Below are 20035 nucleotides of genomic sequence, written 5' to 3' on the forward strand. Positions count from 1 at the left end.
CCTCAGTTCGAGCGTCTAGCGCACAATCCGCCGATGACGCCGATGACGGCGCCAGTTATCACGAGGAAGAGGCCGATGTGCGGTGCGCCCCAAGCGTGTTCGGTCGCCCCATATTTGCCGTCGATGTTGAGATCCCACTGCTCGTAGACCCAGACCGCGACTCCCGTCAGTAAGGTGAGCAGACCGGACAGGATCGTGAGTTTGCCCTTCGAACTGAGGATTCCGAGCATCATGATTCCGGCGAGAACCAAGACGAGTGCGCGCGCGGAAGGCTGCAGCGCTGCCTCGACGATGTGGTGATTCTTTATAGCGCCTTCATCGGGCACCTTCTGGATGCGATCACTCAATTCCGTCAGGTTTCGTAGGGGATCGTTGTAGTCGAACCAGTCAAGGAACGCTCCCCAGACGATCAGGCCTCCGCCGAGCAGCGTGAGGACGATCCGCAGGATCGGCCAGAAATCCGACATCGATTGGGAGAAGCGACCGTCCGCCTCGATTCTGCCGCCCTGATCGGCGGCCACGACCTTGATGTCACGATCGACGGACTTCGCGTTGCCTGGCAAGTCTGCGCGCATCTGCATCGAGGCTTGACCCCACCCCCGCGCGGGCATGTCGATCCTCGGTGGGTTGAAGGTGAACTCGACGGCACCTTCGGGGTCCGAACCCGACAGCCACACACTCAGCGGGAGGCCACCACGGGAGTTGTCGACGGTCACCATCGCACGGCCGCTGGACCTGTTCTTGACGACGACGTGTTGCGGGTCAAGCCGGATCTGGGCCGTGGTCATCGGCGAGTCGCTGGCGAGTTGGACCAATGATCCGGTGGCTTCGCTTTCATCCTTGCCGTCGTGGCACACCACCGAGAACTGTCGCTCGACCTCTTCTCCCGGCGGCGGCAGTGGCGCATTGATGCGAACGCCGATCCGGGTCTGCATTCCGGCGCGTACCATCACCCGCTGCTGGGAGAACGCGAATCGCATGCGTTTCTCGGGATCTCGGCCGGCGAAACGGAGTTGGCGGTCCCTGCTGCCGCGTTGGTTGTCGACCATCACGGTGACCTCTATCGAGGTGTCGTCCGCGACACGGGTCACGCTCGGTTCGAGGCGCAGCCGTACCGGGCTGTCCGGCGGTGCCGCAGACGTGAGTTGTGCGACGGTGACGACGGCCTCGACCTTGTTCTCGTCGTTGGCCGCAGTGATGTTGAGAGTTCTGTTGGCCTGCTGTCCCAGTTCGGGAGCCGGTGCCTCGAATCGCACCTCGACGCTGCTGACACGTAGCGGCGGGACCTCGACGATGGGCGGCCGGAAGTCGAACTGCACCACACCTTCGGGGTCGGTTCCGCCCAGCTGGTAGCGCTGCGGGTAGTTGCTTTCCTTGTTATCCAGATGAATTCGGAAGCGGCCCTTGGTGGTATCGCGCATTCGCACGACGTGTGGGTCGGGCGTGATCGTGACCGGGCCACCAATGCGCGGAATGATCACCACGAGTTGGACTTCGCTGCTGACGGCCGGGTTTTCCACCGAGCGGATCTGGACCGGCAGATGGAAGCGTTGCACGTACACCGCGAACTCGGGACGGATTCCCAACGTGACCGTGGTGACCTGTTCCTCGTCGGTGAGTATTCGTATCTCCGGGTGTGTGATCGTCAGCCACGGTGGCGCTTTCGCTGCCTCGACGGTATATCCGTCGACGATCGACGAGGGATTGTGTATCCGGACGTCGAAGGTTGCACCCTCGTCCGGGTGCACGGTGACTTCGGGCGTCTCAAGGGTGACCGTTGGTGCCGTCGCTTGACGTGCCGAAGGCGAGGGCCGTCTCGGCGGCGGCGCCCCACGCCGCTGGGGTCGTTCTGTTGTCGGCGACACCACCGGGAACTTCTGGCTGTGCGTTTCGCGCACTACCGGTTGCGATGACGTCAGCGGCGCGTTGTCCAGCGTTGCCGCGCGTGTGTCCCAGCCCAGATAGAAGTCACATTTCGTACAGAATTGCGCGTCGGGGGCGTTCTCAGCACCGCACTGCTCGCACGAGTGCTCTGACATTCACGCTCCTCTCGTCAAGCTCTGAGCAGCCCTGTTATTGGAGTCTTTTTCGGGGAGGAGCCGACCAAGCTTTCGGTACTCCTGCTGGATGGCTGCGGTGAGGTGCCTTTCGTCGATCTCCGATTTGGCCTCTGCGGCCAGGTATGCGGCGGTGATCGCCGCGGACCGAATGTTACCGCCCGAAAGCGGGAAACCCCGTGCATATAAGTCGAGGTCAAGGTCGCGTCGCGCCGGGACCGGAGGCGCCAGGCACCGCTGCCACAGCGCAAGCCTGGCAGCCTCGTCGGGCAACGGGAAGTCGACGACCATGTCGAGTCGACGCGTGAATGCGTCATCGAGGTTGGCGCGCAGGTTCGTTGCCAGCACCGCAAGTCCGTCGAATGTCTCCATTCGCTGGAGCAGGTAAGCACTTTCGATGTTCGCGTAGCGATCGTGTGCATCGCGGACTTCGCTGCGCTTGCCGAAGATTGCGTCAGCCTCGTCGAACAGCAGCACCGCGCTCACCCTTGCTGCCTCCGTGAAGATGCGCTCGAGGTTCTTCTCGGTCTCGCCGATGTACTTGTCGACGACGGTCGCCAGGTTGACGGTGTAAAGGTCAAGGCCCAGATCACTGGCGATGACCTCAGCAGCCATGGTCTTGCCGGTGCCCGAGTCGCCGGCGAACAGTGCGGTGATCCCTGTGCCTCGACCGCCGCCGGCCCGCATTCGCCAGTCCGAGAGCACGAGTTCACGGTTGCGGGCCCGCGTCGTCAACTCGTGCAGGGGCGCGAGCGTCTTGTCGGGAAGGACTAGGTCTGGCCACGACACCGCGGGCTCGATGCGGCGGGCAAGTCGTTCAAGGCCGGCCGCGTTCTGGGAACGGGCGCCATGCCGCAGGTCGCCGTCGAGAGGGGCGCCGTGTGTTGATCGGGCGAGCGCCTCGGCCGCAGTGATCGCCGCGGAGATCTGTCGTGGCCCCAGAATGTATTGCGCCGCGATGTCGCCGACGTCGATGCCTTCGGTGAAGGTCCCGAGTTCGCGTTGCCAGATCTCCGTGCGCTCGGCGACCGTGAGCCGGGACGCGCCGACTATTAACGGCACTCGGTCAGTCCAGTTCGGATCCCACGTGCAAGTACCTATCAGCACCACCGGCACCGGCAGCCGTGCCAACCGGAAGATCACCTCGGACGAATTGGCGCCAAAGGCATCGATTGGCGATACGACAAGACTTGCCGATCGCAGCAATGCCTCTCGGCCCAACACCGCGATGGTCGTCGTCACGTCGCCGCTCGCTGCGAGACGCATTGCGTCACAGCACATCACAGTTCGTCCAGCGGCCGAGAGCGCGTCCGTCGCGATGGCCGTCCCGGAATCGCCTATCGTCTCGCGGACATAGCAGAACTGTTCGCCGGACGTGAAAGCCTTTGCAAGCGTGCGGGATTGCTCGCAGTGGTGACCTCGTGATTCGATCAGAACGTCGGCGAGTGCGGCATCTGGTGTGTCGCCGCCAAGCAGGTGAGCGGTGACGCGGTCAGGCACGCGTAGCGCACGCGTGAGCGCGGGGCGATCGGGATCGTCGACGACGATCAACGAATTGTCGATCAGCGGTGCTCCCGGCGCCAGCCGTGCACGAGCCGCCGCATCCAACGGCGAGAGGTCAGCGAGCTCGAGGGCGAGACTCACGCTGGCTCGACGACGCGTCACGTCATCGTTGAGGTAGCCGTAGAGCCGCTCGAACCGGGTGTCAAGGTCCGGAAGCAAACAGATCACCAGGAACTCGACGTCTTGGTCTGACAATGCGGCATCCCGCGCGAGTGCACGCAGCCGTAGTTCCACGCCGGCCGCTTCTGCGGCGTCGGCACGATCCTCGAGCGCGGTGCGACCCTGCGTCGAGGCCTCCGGTGGGGGAGCCGCCTGCCCGAGCAGCGCATCGACGACGTCGTCGCTCAGGTACAGCCCCCGAAATGGGTCATCGGGCGCGGGATCCTGGCGGCGGCGATGGGCCACCAAAGAACGGATGCGCTCTTCCACCAGCATCGCACGGCCGAGCAGGTAACGGGTGCTGTCGAGTGGAGTCGTCTCCATGTGCGGCGTCCTATTGCTTGCGCCGCTTGCGAATTCGAGTCTCGGTCAGCCCGCTTCCTTTCGGCGGGGTCTCGGTGCTGGCCTCGATGACGAGGTGCCGGCTTATCGTTTCGCGCGGGGGACGACCGTCGATGCCTTGCGCGATAAGGACCGTCGGCTTTTGCACCGGAGGACCGGCAGGGAACGAGCGACCCGTTTCGGTCGGCGCGGTGACGACGACGTCAAGTGATGGTTTCAGCTCGCCGCCCAACGCCGTCCAGACGTCGGCGAAAGAGCGATCCTCTGGCGGCGGCAACGCGACGGTAACGGGCACTGGCATCTTGAGGTCCGCAAGGGATCCGGTGAGCACGTCGGCCGGAAGTGCGTCGTAGCGCAGGAAACATGCCATGAGCGAGGCGAGCAAGCGGTGCTCGTCCTCTGGCCGCTGTGTCCATGCCGCCACGAGGTAGGACAACTTGAAATACCGCGGCGGCATATGCCGTGCGGTGACTCGGTTTCCGTCGTATTCGTTGAGCAACCCGCGCTCTCGCCGGCGCAAGTCTTCCCTGATGTCATACAGGTAGACGTCGATGGTTGGCGCGTTGCGCCGGCTGGCCCAGTCCTTGGTGGGTGCGTCGAATTCGACCTCGACCTCATTCGGGTCAACGGCCTCGCGTTCGATCAAGGTTCGCAACGCGTGATCGACCTCGGGAATCACGTCCTCATCGTTCCTTCTCATGTGGCGCCTTCCTACAAGCGGCGGTCCCTGTATGAAGGCAGTGGATTCTGCCCGAAAGGGCAGCGGCGGTGGTCCTTAGATGAGCCCCTCTCGGACCGCGTAGGCGACGGCGTGGGACCGGTTGCGAAGCTGAAGCCGTGTGGTCACGTCGTGCAGGACGTTCTTCACCGTGCGCTGGCTGTAGCACAGCTGGTTCGCGATCTCGTTCGTGTCGAGTCCGTCGGCGATCAGGCGCAGCACCTCGACCTCGCGATCCGACAGCCCGGTGAAGGTGAGCCCCCGCGGCGAGAGCACTTGACGCTGCAGCCGGCCCACCTGTCCCAGTAGGTGACCGAGCAGATCTGACGGGATCACTCCGTCGCCCGAGGCGACCTTCTGGATCGTGCGGACCAGCACATCGGGGGTCGCCTCTGCGCGGCGCAGCAGTCCGCTCACTCCGATTTCGGCGGCGCTGACCACGGTGTTGTCGTCGATTGAGCCCATCACCAGGATGGTGTAGGCGACGCCGGCCTTCTTCAGTGAGCGCAGGATTCGGATGGTCTCGCCGTCGAGCGAGTCGGCGACCGCGATTCCGACGTCGACACCGTCGAGGTCGTTGGATTCGACTACTTCGATCTCGGCACGCATCCGGAGTTGACTGATCACGCCGGCCTGCAGGATCGGATCGTCGGCGTAGACGTAGGCGGAGACTCGTCGTTGCATTCATTGCCCCTTCGGTAAGAGCTCATTTCCCTTGTGGGATGAGTCTCCGGACTGCCATCAACGTCGGCTCAACGCCGCAGCGGTGTTTCTCAACAAACGCTCAACAACGGTCGGTACGTCGCGGAATCCTCCCTCCGGCCTTCCGCGGAGGGATACAGTCAGAAATACGACCAAAACTCGATCAGACAGGGGTGCATAAGGTGGCGGTCACCGACATCCCACGGCGCGCGATCTGGAGTGGGGTATGTGCCGCGGCGATTGTCATCGCTCCCGCGGCCGGGACATTCATGACTCACGCAGGCGGGGCGCGGAACATTGCCGAACCGTGCTCGCAGGTCACGTCAAACGGCTCGGTGGCCATCCAGTGCGGCAACACGCCCACCGGCGGCCCGGGCAATTTCATCGGCGGTTGCGCCAATGCGTACGGCCAGTATCAGAATTGCATGGCCCAGCTGTGGGGACCTCCGAGCTCGAGGCCGTGGCGATGACCGGTGCGCACTAGGACGCGGAAGGATCACAAAGCACCTCCTCGCAACGGGAGCCGACGAGCAAGAGGATGCAATCTAACCCGCGTGTCGACAGGCCGTATCTGAATCGGCGGGATTGGCCGTCGCGATCCCGCAGGGGTGGTGCAGCTTTGACACGCCTGTCGGCCCGGCACCGTCAGGATGGGATGGCGGGCCGACCTCTTTGGGTCAGCGGATGCTGCCCAGGCTGACGAATGCCATGGCCACGGCGAGCGCCCAGACCAGCAGACCGAGGCTCAGAAAGATCCAATCGACTGTCTCCATTCGGGCGTTCGTGGCCCGTCCACCGGTCGCCGCGCGGTGCGCTTCGTTCATGCGCGACTGGGCCGTCGGATACGAATACAGGCCCACGATGCCGAAGAAGAAGGTGAGCACCCAGAGCATCGTGCTCGGGAAGTTCTGCGAGCGGGCGCGCTTGCAATATTGCTCGATGTCGCTCCAAGTCGAATACCACATCACGTAATTCGCGATCGGGATCAGGTACAGAAACGTCCGTAGACCCGGCGAGGGGGGCGGCTCTTTGACCTGGGACGAAACCTCCTTGGTCGTGTGGTATATCCATGCGAAGGACCACAACCCAAAGCTGAAGAGCAGCAAGAGGAAACAGCGACCGACGCTGCGGATGACGGCGGGGTTGCTGGTGTCGGGCTGCACCCAAGCGGTCGATGACGGCGCTACAGTACTCATTTCGATAACTCCATGTTGTCGGGGATTGGTCTGAACAACATTCGCAGTCAACGCGTCCCTTGACGTGAGTAGTGCGCTACTTAAATTCGTCCGCGCCCGGCTAACATGGTCGCTCGGCAGCACCCGGGGTCGCGGGGACTGCAGAAGGAGCGTCGGTGATCATGCCCGGGATCTCGGAAGACGCGCTGCTTGCGCAGGAGGCGTGTTTCGCGCGGGCATTCGCCGACGGCAATCCGGAGGTCGCGCGGGACTTGTACCAATCCGAGGTGGTGTACGTGAGCCCGACGGTTCGCCTCTTCGATTGGCCGGCACGGATCAACGGCATCGAGCGCACGCTTGAGTTCATCGCACTCACCATCCGTGACTGCTCGGCCATCCGCTACGAGGCGGTCGAGCACGCCATCACGGTCGGCGGGAATGCGGCGTTTGTGCGAGTGCAGTTTGACTGGACCCAGGGCGCCGAACGCCTGCGCTCGACGTATGTGGTGATCTACCGCTATCGCGACGGCCGCATCGCGCGCCAAGAGTTGTACTACGACCCGGGCGCTGAGTTGGAGCGCCTCGAGGGCAGTTGAGCGCGCTGAACGTCGGACCAGGTAGTCGCGCACTGGGGCTCGGGATGCGCTGTGCCCAATAGGGTTAACGCTGCTGGTCGGCGTGCGCTGTAGTGCCAAATATCTTTGACTGAGTCGGGACTCTGGGCGAGAGGAGCCACCACCATGACCACCCCAACCACCCATCCGGACGTGCCGGTGCCTGCTGGCACCAAAGCCGACGTGTGGGCCGGACGATGACCGTCACGAGCGAACTGACAATCGGCAACGGACGCTGGTTGGGACAGAGAGGCGTCTACTAAGACCAGGGCATCTACTGAAGTGTCTAGCTGAGGTATTCCGACATTCGGCCCGCCATCCAACCCCACAGGTGGCGGGCCGACTGCTCTCCCAGAGTTCATACCGGGCAGCAGGAACCACTTTTGGGTGGCAACGGCGATGTTGCGGCGTGCTGTGTACGCAATTCTGAATAAGGATCGCTTGCTCCTCTGGCCGATGCGACAACAGCATCGCGCCCCATGTGGACGCCGGCCCTCCAAACGTCAGCGAATCGAGGAAGGACAAATTATGCGGATACGATCACGTTATTTGCTAGCCGCAGGGGTTGCGGCGGCGATCCTGAGTGCGCCAACAGCGGTCGCCGACCCCGGCGCGAGCTGCACCACTGCCGGCTCCGACACGGAATGCTCGAGCCCAGGCAACGTGCAGATCAACGACTCAGTTCCGGTACAGGCATCCCCCAATGGTGTCTACGGTGGGCCATATCCAGTGCCCTGGGACGAGGGCGGTCGCTAAGCGTTAGTCCTGATCGCCGACTGTGGTTGGTGTGGTTGCTTGGGCACGACGGGTCGAGGATGTACGAGGGCCAGTCGTCGGAGCCACCGGCGGCAAGTGGATGACCAAGCCCCCCAGCCGTTGTCCCAACGGACACCCGGTCGGCCTTTTAGCCGCCGTTCGCCTGCGTTAGCCTGGCAATCTCGTGGCCCCACACCGACTGAGCACCGGAATCCCCGATGCGGTAGACGGTGACTATCGTCGAAATCCCCACCACCACAGCCACGACGGCGACCAACACGTTGGCAGCCACGCGTCGCTTGTCTGATCGGCCTTCGAGGACATGCAGCAACGCAATGACGATCGCGACGACCAGCATCGCCACCGCGAAGTAGATCATCCACCCGCCGAGCTCGGCGTGCTCGCGGAGAAGGCCGTTGGGCTGCTTTCGAAGGTCGTACAACCACTCACCGGCGCCGGTCGTTATCGGTGTCAAGACGACCGTCACTAGGGCTAGTGCCAGCACAGGCCAGACAAGACGCCGACGTGCTGCGGGCCACACGGCGCACAGAATCTCTGACAGCGCGGTCAACGGAGCGAGGACCACCAGGAAATGGACAAGCAGAACATGGGCCGGCAGGCCGTTGATTGCGGTCACAGGTCTCCTCTTCGATTACCAGCGGTCGCGACGATCTGCTGGCAGAACATGAACCGGAGTGTCGCTCAGTCCAGGTAGTCGCGCAACACCTGAGAACGGCTGGGATGGCGCAACTTTGACATCGTCTTCGACTCGATCTGGCGGATCCGCTCTCGGGTGACGCCGTACACCTGGCCGATCTCGTCGAGCGTGCGCGGCTGCCCGTCGGTCAGCCCGAAACGCAGGCGCACTACGCCCGCCTCGCGCTCCGAGAGAGTCTCGAGCACCGACTGCAGCTGATCCTGCAGCAGCGTGAACGACACCGCGTCGACGGCCACCACGGCCTCTGAGTCCTCGATGAAATCGCCGAGCTGCGAATCGCCCTCGTCGCCGATGGTCTGGTCCAGCGAAATCGGCTCACGCGCGTATTGCTGGATCTCCAGAACCTTCTCGGGCGTGATGTCCATCTCCTTGGCCAGTTCCTCTGGCGTCGGCTCTCGGCCCAAGTCCTGCAACAGTTCTCGCTGAATCCTGCCGAGCTTGTTGATCACCTCGACCATGTGCACGGGAATGCGAATCGTGCGGGCCTGATCGGCCATCGCCCTGGTGATCGCCTGCCGGATCCACCACGTGGCATACGTGGAGAACTTGTAACCCTTTGTGTAGTCGAATTTTTCGACCGCACGGATCAAACCCAGGTTGCCCTCTTGGATCAAGTCCAGGAACGCCATGCCGCGCCCGGTGTAGCGCTTGGCCAGCGACACCACCAGCCGCAGGTTTGCCTCGAGTAGATGGTTCTTGGCCCTGTCGCCGTCACGGCAGATCCACGCCATGTCGCGGCGCTGTGCTGCGGGCAGCTTCTCGCCGCGCTCAGCCAACTCAGTCATCAACTGTGTCGCATACAGGCCGGCCTCGATCCGCTTGGCAAGCTCAACTTCCTCCTCGGCGTTGAGCAGTGCCACCTTGCCGATCTGCTTCAGGTATGCACGCACCGAGTCGGCCGATGCGGTGAGCTCGGCGTCCTTGCGGGCCTGGCGCAGCGCTTCGGATTCCTCTTCGTCCCAGACGAAGTCGCCGGACGCCTTGTCCTTTTCGCTCGGCTCGACGATCTCTTCTTCCTCGGCAACCGGTTTCACCGCGGCCGCTCCGGCTGCCACCGTCTCCGGCCCCGCCTCGTCGGCGGCCTCGTCGTCCGCTTCGTCCGCGGTTTCCTCGTCGGCAACCTCGGCCGTGTCCTCGTCTCCGACCTCGAGGTCCTCAAGGTCGAGATCGGCCTCGTCGACGTCGATGACGTCTCCGGGTTCGGCGGTCTCGAGATCGATCTCCTCTGCCTCGAGGTCGTCGGCGCTCTCGTCGACCTCGGCCGGTGCGCCGTCGGCCTTGGGGCTGGTGGGCTCCGGCGACTTCTTCGCGCGGCCGCGTGCCGAACCCGCCCCGTCCTCGACGGCGGTCTCGACCTTTGCCCGCGACCCACGCGGCTTGCCGTCGGCTTTTGCGGTCGACTTCGCGGCCGCCTTGGCAGGTGCCTTACCCGTCGACTTCGCGGGGGACTTCGTCGTGGCGGTCGGCTTCTCCGACGCCGTCGTCCTCGCCGCCTTCACCGCGCGCTTGGCCGGCGCGGATGTAGCAGTCGCCTTCGCTGTTGTCCGCTTAGCGGGGGTCTTGGTAGCGGTGCGCTTTGCCGGCTGTGCCGTGGCCGGGCTTGCTTTCGTCGCTGCCACGTACTCCCTTTCGCCTTCGCCGACCTCGGGGGCTGCAGCCGCGAGGGGCAAGCGTGCCCGCCCTGGGCGGCCCGCCTCGCGCTGCGTCGAATGTCGGCTTTATCAGTCTTGGATTCTTGCCGCTGTCTTCGATCTGCGGCCACCGCGAACCATTGTAACGACAGTAGGCCCTCAAGCCCCGCTCAGCGGGGGGACTGTCCTGGTCGGATCGATCTCGGCGGCCATCGCCGCGCCGACGATTCCCGCGGTGTTCTGCAGCGCTGCCGCGACCACCGGGGTGCGGCACCCCAAGAGGGGGATCCATTTGTCCGCCTTGCGGCTGATCCCACCGCCGGCGATGAACAGGTCAGGCCAGATGGCGTTCTCGATCGCGACGAGCACGTCAGTGACTTCCTTCGCCCACCGCTTGTAGCTCCAGTCGTTCTTCTCCTTGATGGAGGACGCGGCGCGGTGCTCGGCCTCCATTCCGCCGACCTCCAGATGGCCGAATTCAGTGTTGGGCAGCAAGACTCCGTTGTGGATCACCGCCGACCCGATGCCGGTGCCGAACGTCAGCAGCACGATCACGCCACTGTTGTCCTTGCCTGCCCCGAACTTCTCCTCGGCGAGCCCGGCCGCGTCGGCGTCGTTGAGCACGGTGACCGGGTGGCCGTCGAGCTCGGCGCTTATCACCTCGGTGGCCTTCATCCCGATCCACGCCTTATCGACGTTGGCGGCGGTGCGGATCACGCCGTTGGTGACGACACCCGGGTAGGTCACGCCGAGCGCGTCCGTCCAGCCGAACTCCTTCACGACACCGGCGATTGTTTTGGCCACCGCTTTTGGGGTGGCTGGTTGCGGGGTGGGGAGTTTGAAACGCTCGCCGATCAACTGGCCTGTCTGGAGGTCGACCATGCCGCCTTTGACGCCGCTTCCCCCGACGTCGACGCCGAATCCGCGTCGCTCCGGCATGGCGTGGGTTCCGGTTTCGGCAGTGGGCGTGCCGTTGGCGGTCATGAGCACTCCTCGGTGAGGCGGCAACTGTCGGCGCGACCCAACAGTACTAACACCGGCAATGTCGTGCTGCGATGGTGCGGTGACAACACCCGACATCGACGTGGCCGAGCTGTGCTCGGTCGCCGAACGACTGGCCACCGAGGCCGCGGAGTTCGTCCGCCTGCGCCGTCCACAGGTCTTTGGTGCCGGCAGAGGAAATCCCGGGCACGCCGTGCGGTCGAAGAGCACCCACACCGACCCGGTGACGGTGGTAGACACCGAGGTCGAGCAGTTGCTGCGCGCTCGGCTGGCCCAGGTCCGGCCCGGCGAGCCCGTCCTGGGTGAGGAGGGAGGTGGCCCGCCTCGCGGCGCGGACGACGCGGTGATGTGGGTTCTCGATCCGATCGATGGCACCGTGAACTTCATGTACGCGATTCCGGCGTATGCGGTTTCAGTGGCGGCTCAGGTTGGCGGCGCCTCGGTCGCCGGGGCGGTGGCCGACGTGTCCGGAGGTCGCGTCTATTCGGCCGGCCTCGGCTTGGGGGCCACGGTGAGAGACCCCGACGGACATCGGGAAGTCTTGCGCTGCAATGCGATTGATGACCTATCGGTGGCGCTCGTCGGCACCGGTTTCGGCTACTCGCCTGATCGCCGGGCCGCGCAGGCCGCGTTGCTGGCCGACGTGCTCCCGCACGTACGGGACATACGCAGAATCGGCTCGGCTGCCCTGGATCTGTGCATGGTGGCCGCCGGTCAGCTGGATGCGCACTATGAGCACGGGCTGAATCGGTGGGATTGGGCCGCCGGTGCGTTGATCGCCGCGGAGGCCGGTGCTGCCGTGCACTTGCCTGGCGAGGACACCGCCGCACTCACGCTGGTTGCTGCGCCCGGGGTGGCCGCCGGCTTACGTGATCGCCTCGAGCGTCTCGGAGCCCACGTGGTTCTGCCGAGGCGATAGTCAGCAAGTGCTGGCGTGGATTTTCTTCAGCAGCGCCAGGTCGGGCGGAGCGGTCGCCTCCGGTCGCAGGCTCGCCAGCATCGCGTCGATCGCGTCGCTGTGCGTCAACGTCTTGAAACCTGTGCCCAGTACCAGGTCCACCGTGTCGTCGGGGCGCTGGTCCTGATAGAGCTCCACGCACGGCGCCACCAGCCACACCGCTGCGGCGGCCGCTTGTCCGTTCTGGCCGAATCTGAGCTGACCCTGGCAGTCGAGTCTGGTGCCCGCGTATACGGGGTCGTTCGCCGGACTCGGCTGGCCGAACCCGAGATCGCGCAAGCTGGTAGCGACTTCGGCCGCCTGGCCGCCCTGCCCGCTGGCGTTGAGCACGTGAACCTTGGTGTCGGCCAATTTCGCGGGCGCGACCTCCGTCATGGTCGTGCGCGCGATCGGTTCGCCGAGCGTCGGCTGCGATGGGTCGCTGCGGCCGGGAGGCGGGTTGCAGGCTGCCGCCTCGTGGGTATTCGACGTGCGGGTCAGCGCGACCGTCCAGATGATTGCGGTGGCCACGAGCAGAACGACCCCGACGATGATTCCCGGCACGTAATTGCGCCGGCGAAAGGGCCGACCACGCTTGTCGTGGGTAGTGCCTTCTGTGATGAGACCGACCACCCCTGCACTGTAGAGCGGTCCGTCTACCAGGTCCGCAGCGGCATCCACCCCGGTGTGATGTAAATCACAGCCATACGTGGTCCGATCTGGGCACGAATCATTTGGCGGATGCGTTCGACGCTGGTACAAAGCACTGCTGCAGGGCTGCTGCAGCGGGCGAAAGGGGGCACGGCAAATGGCTACGGACTATGACGCCCCTCGGCGTACCGAAACCGATGATGTATCTGAGGACTCCCTGGAGGAACTCAAGGCGCGACGCAATGAAGCGCAGTCGGCCGTTGTGGACGTCGACGAATCCGAGTCGGCTGAATCATTCGAACTGCCCGGTGCAGACCTGTCCGGTGAAGAGCTGTCGGTAAGGGTCATTCCGAAGCAAGCTGACGAGTTCACGTGTTCTAGCTGCTTTCTAGTGCACCACCGCAGCCGTCTGGCCAGTGAGAAGAACGGCCGGATGATCTGCACCGACTGCGCGGCCTAAGAAACAGGCTCCCGCATCGCGCGCAGCACCCGGTCCGGGTGGCGGCTGCTCACGAGCCAATATGGCGTCGGATCGTCGGGGTCATCGAGCACGACCAGAACCAGCGGGCCCACCCATGGCCGGTGCAAGACGTATGCAGCGGGATCGAGTTGACGTCCGAGCGCAGCTGATTTCGCCGTCCGCGGGATTTCGGCTGATCGGGCGATCACCTCGGCGGGAAGATGCGCGGGGCCGGCCCAGAGCACTGCCGCGCCGTCCTGCCCGGTTTCCACTCTGATCTCGGCGCGACCGAACCAGATCAACACGCCGGAGGCGATCATGAATAACACCGTGAATGGGACCCAGTCGGGTAGATCCCGAGCCGCGCGATTGACCTCCAACGCCACCAGTGTGGCCACGCCGAACGCGATCGGCCACCACCACCACGGCACGCTCAACCGTTCGCGGTACCGCACCGTTTGTGAGGTTGTCGGCCGACCGAGCACGCGGCCAAGGGTAGTCTTTGGGGTCGTGTCCACCCCTCTTGCGGTCGTTCGACTAGACCGCGACCTGCCGATGCCCAGCAGGGCGCACGACGGAGACGCGGGCATCGATCTCTACAGCAGCCAAGATGTCGAACTCGGTCCCGGTGAACGCGCGCTCGTGCCCACGGGGATTGCGGTGGCGATCCCGTACGGCATGGTTGGCTTGGTACATCCGCGGTCGGGATTGGCTGCCCGCGTTGGTCTTTCGATTGTTAACAGCCCAGGCACCATCGACGCGGGTTACCGGGGCGAGATCAAGGTGGCGCTGATCAACCTCGATTCGAAGACACCGATCGTCCTACAACGCGGCGACCGGATCGCCCAGTTACTGGTGCAACGCGTCGAGTTGCCGGAATTGATCGAGGTGACGTCGTTCGACGAAGCCGGTTTGGCTCACACCACACGCGGTGACGGCGGACACGGCTCCTCAGGAGGACACGCGAGCTTGTGATGGCAAAGGGACAGGGGCGCGGCATCGACCCGGACGTCGACGGGCCGTTCGACATCGACGACTTCGACGATCCCGCACAGGCCGGCGAGGCACGGCTCGACCTCGGATCGGTGCTGATCCCGATGCCCGAAACCGGCCAGCTGCAAGTGGAACTCACGCAGACGGGTGCGCCGAGCGCGGTGTGGGTGATTACGGCCAACGGCCGATACACCGTCGCGGCGTATGCCGCGCCCAAGAGCGCGGGGTTGTGGCGTGAGGTCGCCACCGAGCTGGCAGACGCGCTCCGGAAAGACTCCGCGAAGGTGTCGATCGAGACAGGGCCGTGGGGACGGGAAGTCGTCGGCGTCGGTGACAACGGCACGGTGCGGTTCATCGGCATCGACGGCTATCGCTGGATGATCCGCTGCGTGGTCAACGGTTCGGAGGAGACGATCGGCGCGCTGGCCGACGAGGCGCGAAATGCGTTGGCCGACACGGTGGTACGACGTGGCGACACGCCGCTGCCGGTGCGCACGCCGCTGCCGGTGACGTTGCCAGAAGCCATGGCCGAGCAGCTTCAGGTTGCCGCGGCCCAGCAGGCCGCCGCGGCGCAGGAGAGTGACACAGAGCCGCCGCAGCCGGTCGCGAGGCGGGCCGCGCCAGGCTCGGCGATGCAGCAGCTGCGCACCACGATGGGCGGGGCCTAAGCCTGCTGCAACGCGGCCAGACAGGCCGCGCCCAGGCACCCCGGATCGGCACCCAACTCGTCCAGCGTGACGGTGCGCACGGCGGCCACAGGGACGGCGGCGGCCCAGCGGACCGCGACATCCAGCGGATGGATCGGGTCGTCCACGGCGGCGCCGATGCCCATCGGGACCCGGAGCTGCGCCAATTCCGCCTCCGTCGGGGCAACGAAGCTCGCGGCCTCCTCCATCGCGGCAGGGAGTCCGGGCCACTGGCCGGCCCACGAACGCGTCAGCTCGTCGCCGAGCCACCGCGGACTCGTCGCGCGCAGGTCGGCGCTGGCAGCGGCCAACCCATCACGACGCAACACGAACGCCGTCTGGCGGGCCGACACTGCCGCCGGAGCGTCATCAGGGGCACCCGTCCATGCGGGCAGCGCCGCCAGCACGGCGACAACGTCGTCCGGATGAGCCAGCGCCCACGTCGTCGCCACCGCGGCGCCGATCGACACGCCGCCCGCCACAATCGGCCCCCGACAGGCCGCGCCGTCAAGCACGGCCAGGTACCCGCTGACCAACTGTTCTGGGTCGGGTTTGGCCGCGACAACCACCGCCCCGGCAGCCTCAAACGCACCGGAAAAGGCCCGGTAGACATAGTCGTCGTCGGAGCCGGTGCCGGGTAGCAACACGGCGCGCAGACCGCGCAGGTCGACGGGCATTTAATGATCTTGCCGCGCTCGTCACACAACGGGCATGTCACGTGGCATAACGGGTACAACAGGTCTACCGTTGCGTTGGCAAGGGTGCGTACACAGAGAAGTGTCAGGAGAGTGATGGCCACGGCCGATGGAATTCTGCGCCGGCTCACCAAAAGGCTGACGGAAGACCCTGAGCAACGTGATGCCGAGGAGTTGACCACCGAGGCTGCCAACAGCGGCGCGCTTCGGGCCATCGATTGCCAGCGCGGCCAGGAGGTCACGATGGTGGGCACCCTGCGCAGCGTCGAAGCCAACGCGAAGGGGTGTGCGAGCGGCGTGAAGGCCGAACTGTTCGACGGCACCGATGCGGTCACGCTCGTCTGGCTCGGCCAGCGGCGAATCGCGGGCATCGAACCGGGGCGCACACTGAAAGTGCAGGGCCGCCTCGGCAAGCTCGAGAACGGCTCCAAGGCGATCTATAACCCCCACTACGAAATTCAGCGCTGAACAAGCTTTCTTGACTACCGGTAGAGGTGTGACCGCACAACGCAAGGGCCCGAACGCACTGCTCGACCAGATGGGCGGCATCAGCGGGCTGATCTACGCGTCGCTGCCGGTTCTCGTCTTCGTTCCGGTGTCCACACTCGCGGGCCTGATGCCCGCCATCATCGCGGCACTCGTCGTCGCCACGCTGACACTGGTCTGGCGGTTGTGGCGGCGCGAAACGATCCAGCCGGCGGTGTCCGGGTTCATCGGAGTGGGCATCTCGGCGGCGATTGCGTATTGGGTGGGGGAGAGCCGGGCGTTCTTCCTGCCCGGCATTTGGCTGTCCCTGCTGTACGCGGCGCTGTTCGCCGGGTCGGTTCTGATCAGGCGCCCCATCGTCGGATACATCTGGGGCTGGCTGAAAGATCATGACGCCAACTGGCGGGGCGTGCGAAAAGCCGTGTGGGCCTACGACATTGCCACGCTCATCTGGGCCGCCGTGTTCCTGTCGCGATTCCTGGTGCAGAACTATCTGTACGGCAACGATGAGACCGGCTGGCTTGGATTCGCGCGTATCGCGATGGGCTGGCCGCTCACCGCGGTGGCGGCGCTCTTGATGATCCCGCTCATCCGGTTCGCGCAGCGCGCGGTCCACGCCGCCGACCGCGACAAGGTTGCCGACCCTGATCCGGCGCCCGACGCTGATCCGGCGCACAGTCCCGAGTAGTCGTCGCGGTGGTTCGATGTGCGGCACGGCGGATCGTTGGTGTCGGGCGGTCTTGGCACGATCGCGGCATGAATTGCGGTTGCCAGGTGGGAGACTGGCCGCATGAGCCCTGTTGTGCAACCGATCGCGCTGCGGGATCTGCCGTCGGCGCGGGACTTCATCCTGTCCGCGGGCTTCGCGGGCATAGTCGCTCTGGTCGCCGCCATCATCGTGGCGTGCGCTGTGCTTTATGGGTCTCGCCGGGCCGGTAAGCGGTCGCTGGCCGACCGTGATCAGCGGGAGCGCCATCACAAGGAAACGCGCGAGGATGCGCAGCGTGCGATAGCTGTGGCGCGATGCTGGGACCGGTGGTGGCAGGTGCTGCAGACTGCAGCGATAGAACCTTCGGCCAGCGAAGGGGCCACCTTGGGTCTTGGACCCGAAGTGACGTTGGTGGTTCTGCGGGGACTGCTTCGCGACGCCGAGGAACTCGGCGATGACACCCTGGCCAAGGCCGTGGCCGTCTACCAGGAGCAGCTTTTGCTGGTGCTGGCGCAGCAGAGCGGTCCACTTTCGAGTCTTGCCGCGCCGCAAGCCCCATCAACAAATGGTGGCGCCAACTCGCCGGCAGCGGTCAAGCAGGTACCAATCACGGGGGGCACCGCTTCCGGGCCGCAGCAGCGGCCCGCGCCCGCGTCAACCACAAGTGCCGCTTCAACACCGGCGAGCGACGAAACGTCTTCAGCCACAGACGAAGAGACCGGCGGGAGGAGTCGGCGCCGATGACGACCACGCGACGACACATCGAGGACCTCGATGTCAATGAGTGGGCCAAGTTGACGCGAAGCGCGGCGGTGGAATCCGTCGAGACGTCCAGGCGGCTAGGCCTGCAGCCGCGGCCGGAGACGGTTGCGCTGGCCGCGATGACCCCGGGCGAGCTCGCCGAGCGCCGGGAACGGCATGGCCCGGCCAAGAAGCGGCCCTCGGCTGTGCTGCAACTGGTCGAGGCCGACCAACGAAGCCGCGAGGCCGACAGTCGCGCACGCGACGCGCACCAGGGCCGGCTGGACGCCGAAGCAGCAGCTGCGATCGCGCGGGCCGACGCCGATGAGTCGGCCCGTGCCGCCACAGCGGCGCGCGAACGCGTGCGTGCGTTGGAGACCGAGACGGTGGAAAAGGACCGGCGACGGGCGCAGGAGCGGCTGGCTGACCAGCAGGCGGTGCAGCAGGCGGCCGCCGAAACCGCACGGGTGCGCACCGAAGCGGCAGCTGAGATTGAACAGATTCGCGCCGATGCGGCCGCCGAGGTGGCGGCGGCGCAGGAGCGGGTTCGGGCTGCCGAAGGGCGCGCCGAGCAGCGCGCACGCGAACGCACTGCTGAAAGGAGCACCGGGGAAACGGCGGTGCAGCAGCTTCAGGTCCAGTTGGACAAGGTTCGCGCCGATGCAGCCGCCGAGGTGGCGGCGGCGCAGGAGCGTGTGCGGGCGGCCGAAACGCGCGCCGAGCAGCGCGTGACGGAGCGGGCCGCGGAGCGGGCGGCCGGCGAGGAAGCCGTGGCCCGACTGCGCGGGGAATCTGAGCAGGTTCGCGCGGATGCGACTGCTGAGGTGGCGGCGGCCCGCGGTGAGGTCGCTGCGGTGCGGCAAGCCACCCAGACTGAGATAGCTGACGTACGGCGGGCCGCGCACGCCGAGATCGAGAGCGCGCGTACCTACGCCGATCAGGTGGCGCGCCAGGCGCAGGCCGAGGTCGCGCGGGTGGTGTCGGCGACTCAGGCGTCGCGGTTTCTGACGATTCCCATTGCGCCGGTGGAGGTCCGCGGGCAAACCAGGCCAATCGAGGACGTGCTGGACGCGCTGTATCAGATCGATCACGTCCTGGAAATCGGGATGACCGAGGCCATGTCCCAACCCCCGCCGGATATCGGTTTCGTGCGCAACCTCACGTGGACCGTGCAGCAGCGGGTGAAGGATCTGCCAGACGAGTTGGCCAACCTGCGCGCCCGGTTCATCGATCCGTCCCATGCGGAGACAGCCGCCTCCTACACCAACGCCGCCGGAGGCGCGTACCAGGAGTTCTTGCAGCGCATCGAAGCAGCCCTGCACCGGCTGGGGGACCGTCGCTCGAGCCCGGATGCGGAGATCACCGAAGCAGTCTCGGCGATGCTCGCCGATCCGTGGGTACAGGCCTTGACCCAACCACCTGCATCAGCGCCCTGATCCGTTAAGCCGTTTGCCCGCGACTAGACGCGTCGCGCGTCGAATGCCCTTGGCGTACCGCCGATTCCGACCGCGCGGAATACGGCGTGTAGACGCTGACGTTCGCGTTGGCCATTCGGTCGCTCGCCTAGCTGTCCCACAGCAGCAGCCGGCGCAGCTCGTCCTCCACCTCGGTGGTGGCCACGAAAAGCAGCTCGTCGCCGCCCTCCAGCGGCTCGTCGGCCTCCGGAACGATGACGCGGGATCCCCGCAGGATGGTCACAAGCGCAGCGTCGCGCGGCAGCTCGAGCTTGCGGACGGGCCGACCGCCCCATGGGGTGTCGCTGGGCAGCGTGATCTCCACAAGGTTCGCGTCACCTTGCTGAAACTCGATGAGCCGCACCAGATCTCCGATGGCAACGGCCTCTTCGACCAGCGATGCCAGCATTCGCGGCGTCGACACCGCGACATCGACGCCCCACGCCTCGTCGAACAGCCACTCGTTGCGCGGGTCGTTGACGCGTGCCACCACACGTGGCACGGCGAATTCCGTCTTAGCGAGCAGGCTCACCACGACGTTGGCCTTGTCGTCGCCGGTCGCCGCAACGACGACGTCGAACTCCTCGAGATGCACCGACTCGAGCAGCGAGAGCTCGCACGCGTCGCCGAGCTGCCAGTTCGCGGCCGGAATCGCATCGGGTTCGACGTGCTCCGGGTTGCGTTCCAGCAGCGTGATTTCGTGCCCGTTCTCGATCAGCTCGCGAGCGATCGAGCGTCCGACGGCGCCGGCCCCGGCTATTGCGACCTTCACTCGGCTGTGCCTCT

Annotated in this window: 22 protein-coding genes; 10 read left to right on the top strand and 12 right to left on the bottom strand. The window is 65.5% G+C overall.

Annotated features, from left to right (window positions below; genetic code table 11):
• Window positions 1–2 precede the first annotated feature (2 nt).
• The 4 genes from QOH60_RS06895 to QOH60_RS06910 all read right to left on the bottom strand — a co-directional run bounded on the left by QOH60_RS06895 (window position 3) and on the right by QOH60_RS06910 (window position 5523).
• On the bottom strand, window positions 3–2039 hold the full coding sequence (locus tag QOH60_RS06895; protein ID WP_526418473.1) for a hypothetical protein: 2037 nt from the start codon (window positions 2037–2039) through the stop codon (window positions 3–5).
• Window positions 2040–4103, bottom strand: coding sequence for an ATP-binding protein (locus QOH60_RS06900; RefSeq protein WP_526418475.1), 2064 nt, complete (start codon window positions 4101–4103; stop codon window positions 2040–2042).
• Window positions 4104–4113: 10 nt separating this feature from the next.
• The gene (locus tag QOH60_RS06905) at window positions 4114–4821 is read right to left on the bottom strand and encodes a Pvc16 family protein (RefSeq protein WP_526418477.1); all 708 of its coding nucleotides are present in this window, start codon (window positions 4819–4821) and stop codon (window positions 4114–4116) included.
• A 75-nt stretch (window positions 4822–4896) separates the two neighbouring features.
• Window positions 4897–5523 (bottom strand): response regulator transcription factor, encoded by a 627-nt coding sequence (locus QOH60_RS06910; RefSeq protein WP_526418479.1) that lies wholly within the window; start codon window positions 5521–5523, stop codon window positions 4897–4899.
• Between the two features lie 200 nt (window positions 5524–5723).
• Here QOH60_RS06910 and QOH60_RS06915 point away from each other — a divergent pair, with 200 nt between their 5' ends.
• The gene (locus tag QOH60_RS06915) at window positions 5724–6011 is read left to right on the top strand and encodes a hypothetical protein (protein WP_526418481.1); all 288 of its coding nucleotides are present in this window, start codon (window positions 5724–5726) and stop codon (window positions 6009–6011) included.
• Window positions 6012–6218: 207 nt separating this feature from the next.
• On the opposite strand, the gene QOH60_RS06920 is transcribed toward QOH60_RS06915, so the two are convergent.
• A complete protein-coding gene (locus QOH60_RS06920) occupies window positions 6219–6737 on the bottom strand; it encodes a hypothetical protein (protein ID WP_526418483.1) in 519 nt (172 codons plus the stop codon).
• Between the two features lie 161 nt (window positions 6738–6898).
• Between QOH60_RS06920 and QOH60_RS06925 the strand changes: the two genes are divergently transcribed.
• The gene (locus tag QOH60_RS06925) at window positions 6899–7312 is read left to right on the top strand and encodes a nuclear transport factor 2 family protein (protein WP_526418595.1); all 414 of its coding nucleotides are present in this window, start codon (window positions 6899–6901) and stop codon (window positions 7310–7312) included.
• A 922-nt stretch (window positions 7313–8234) separates the two neighbouring features.
• On the opposite strand, the gene QOH60_RS06930 is transcribed toward QOH60_RS06925, so the two are convergent.
• The 3 genes from QOH60_RS06930 to ppgK all read right to left on the bottom strand — a co-directional run bounded on the left by QOH60_RS06930 (window position 8235) and on the right by ppgK (window position 11419).
• Entirely contained in the window at window positions 8235–8723 is a 489-nt protein-coding gene (locus QOH60_RS06930; RefSeq protein WP_526418485.1) for a DUF2231 domain-containing protein, read from the bottom strand.
• A 65-nt stretch (window positions 8724–8788) separates the two neighbouring features.
• On the bottom strand, window positions 8789–10423 hold the full coding sequence (locus tag QOH60_RS06935) for an RNA polymerase sigma factor (RefSeq protein WP_526418487.1): 1635 nt from the start codon (window positions 10421–10423) through the stop codon (window positions 8789–8791).
• Between the two features lie 171 nt (window positions 10424–10594).
• A complete protein-coding gene (gene ppgK, locus QOH60_RS06940) occupies window positions 10595–11419 on the bottom strand; it encodes a polyphosphate--glucose phosphotransferase (RefSeq protein ID WP_526418489.1) in 825 nt (274 codons plus the stop codon).
• 79 nt (window positions 11420–11498) lie between these two features.
• On the opposite strand from ppgK, the gene QOH60_RS06945 reads away from it, so the two are divergent.
• A complete protein-coding gene (locus QOH60_RS06945) occupies window positions 11499–12356 on the top strand; it encodes an inositol monophosphatase family protein (RefSeq protein WP_526418491.1) in 858 nt (285 codons plus the stop codon).
• Here the strand turns inward: QOH60_RS06945 and cei are convergent, their stop codons facing one another.
• Window positions 12357–13007 carry an envelope integrity protein Cei gene (cei, locus tag QOH60_RS06950; RefSeq protein WP_526418493.1) on the bottom strand — a complete coding sequence of 217 codons (651 nt, stop codon included), beginning with the start codon at window positions 13005–13007 and terminating at the stop codon, window positions 12357–12359.
• 175 nt (window positions 13008–13182) lie between these two features.
• On the opposite strand from cei, the gene QOH60_RS06955 reads away from it, so the two are divergent.
• The gene (locus QOH60_RS06955; protein WP_159229497.1) at window positions 13183–13485 is read left to right on the top strand and encodes a DUF4193 domain-containing protein; all 303 of its coding nucleotides are present in this window, start codon (window positions 13183–13185) and stop codon (window positions 13483–13485) included.
• Here QOH60_RS06955 and QOH60_RS06960 read toward each other — a convergent pair.
• Window positions 13482–14003: a DUF3093 family protein gene (locus QOH60_RS06960; protein ID WP_526418495.1), complete on the bottom strand. Its 522-nt coding sequence runs from the start codon at window positions 14001–14003 to the stop codon at window positions 13482–13484. The genes QOH60_RS06955 and QOH60_RS06960 overlap by 4 nt on opposite strands.
• On the opposite strand from QOH60_RS06960, the gene dut reads away from it, so the two are divergent.
• Together dut and QOH60_RS06970 are read left to right on the top strand one after the other, a co-directional pair.
• On the top strand, window positions 13996–14460 hold the full coding sequence (gene dut / locus QOH60_RS06965) for a dUTP diphosphatase (protein WP_526418497.1): 465 nt from the start codon (window positions 13996–13998) through the stop codon (window positions 14458–14460). The genes QOH60_RS06960 and dut overlap by 8 nt on opposite strands.
• Entirely contained in the window at window positions 14460–15146 is a 687-nt protein-coding gene (locus QOH60_RS06970) for a DUF3710 domain-containing protein (RefSeq protein WP_526418499.1), read from the top strand. Before dut ends, QOH60_RS06970 begins: the two co-directional genes overlap by 1 nt.
• Here the strand turns inward: QOH60_RS06970 and QOH60_RS06975 are convergent.
• Window positions 15143–15841: an alpha/beta hydrolase gene (locus QOH60_RS06975; protein ID WP_526418501.1), complete on the bottom strand. Its 699-nt coding sequence runs from the start codon at window positions 15839–15841 to the stop codon at window positions 15143–15145. The two genes, QOH60_RS06970 and QOH60_RS06975, sit on opposite strands and share 4 nt — an antisense overlap.
• A 114-nt stretch (window positions 15842–15955) precedes the next feature.
• Here QOH60_RS06975 and QOH60_RS06980 point away from each other — a divergent pair, with 114 nt between their 5' ends.
• The 4 genes from QOH60_RS06980 (at window position 15956) to QOH60_RS06995 (ending at window position 19231) form a co-directional block, all read left to right on the top strand.
• Entirely contained in the window at window positions 15956–16327 is a 372-nt protein-coding gene (locus QOH60_RS06980; protein ID WP_526418503.1) for an OB-fold nucleic acid binding domain-containing protein, read from the top strand.
• A 70-nt stretch (window positions 16328–16397) separates the two neighbouring features.
• Window positions 16398–17033, top strand: a complete 636-nt coding sequence (locus QOH60_RS06985) for a DUF3159 domain-containing protein (protein WP_526418597.1) — start codon at window positions 16398–16400, stop codon at window positions 17031–17033.
• A 102-nt stretch (window positions 17034–17135) separates the two neighbouring features.
• On the top strand, window positions 17136–17798 hold the full coding sequence (locus tag QOH60_RS06990; protein WP_526418505.1) for a hypothetical protein: 663 nt from the start codon (window positions 17136–17138) through the stop codon (window positions 17796–17798).
• The gene (locus QOH60_RS06995) at window positions 17795–19231 is read left to right on the top strand and encodes a hypothetical protein (protein WP_526418507.1); all 1437 of its coding nucleotides are present in this window, start codon (window positions 17795–17797) and stop codon (window positions 19229–19231) included. The genes QOH60_RS06990 and QOH60_RS06995 overlap by 4 nt, the downstream gene beginning before the upstream one ends.
• Before the next feature lie 127 nt (window positions 19232–19358).
• On the opposite strand, the gene QOH60_RS07000 is transcribed toward QOH60_RS06995, so the two are convergent.
• Window positions 19359–20021, bottom strand: a complete 663-nt coding sequence (locus tag QOH60_RS07000; RefSeq protein WP_526418509.1) for a potassium channel family protein — start codon at window positions 20019–20021, stop codon at window positions 19359–19361.
• Between the last annotated feature and the right edge of the window lie 14 nt (window positions 20022–20035).

Source organism: Mycobacterium sp., from assembly GCF_032159765.1.
In the GTDB taxonomy this organism is placed as follows: Bacteria; Actinomycetota; Actinomycetes; order Mycobacteriales; family Mycobacteriaceae; genus Mycobacterium.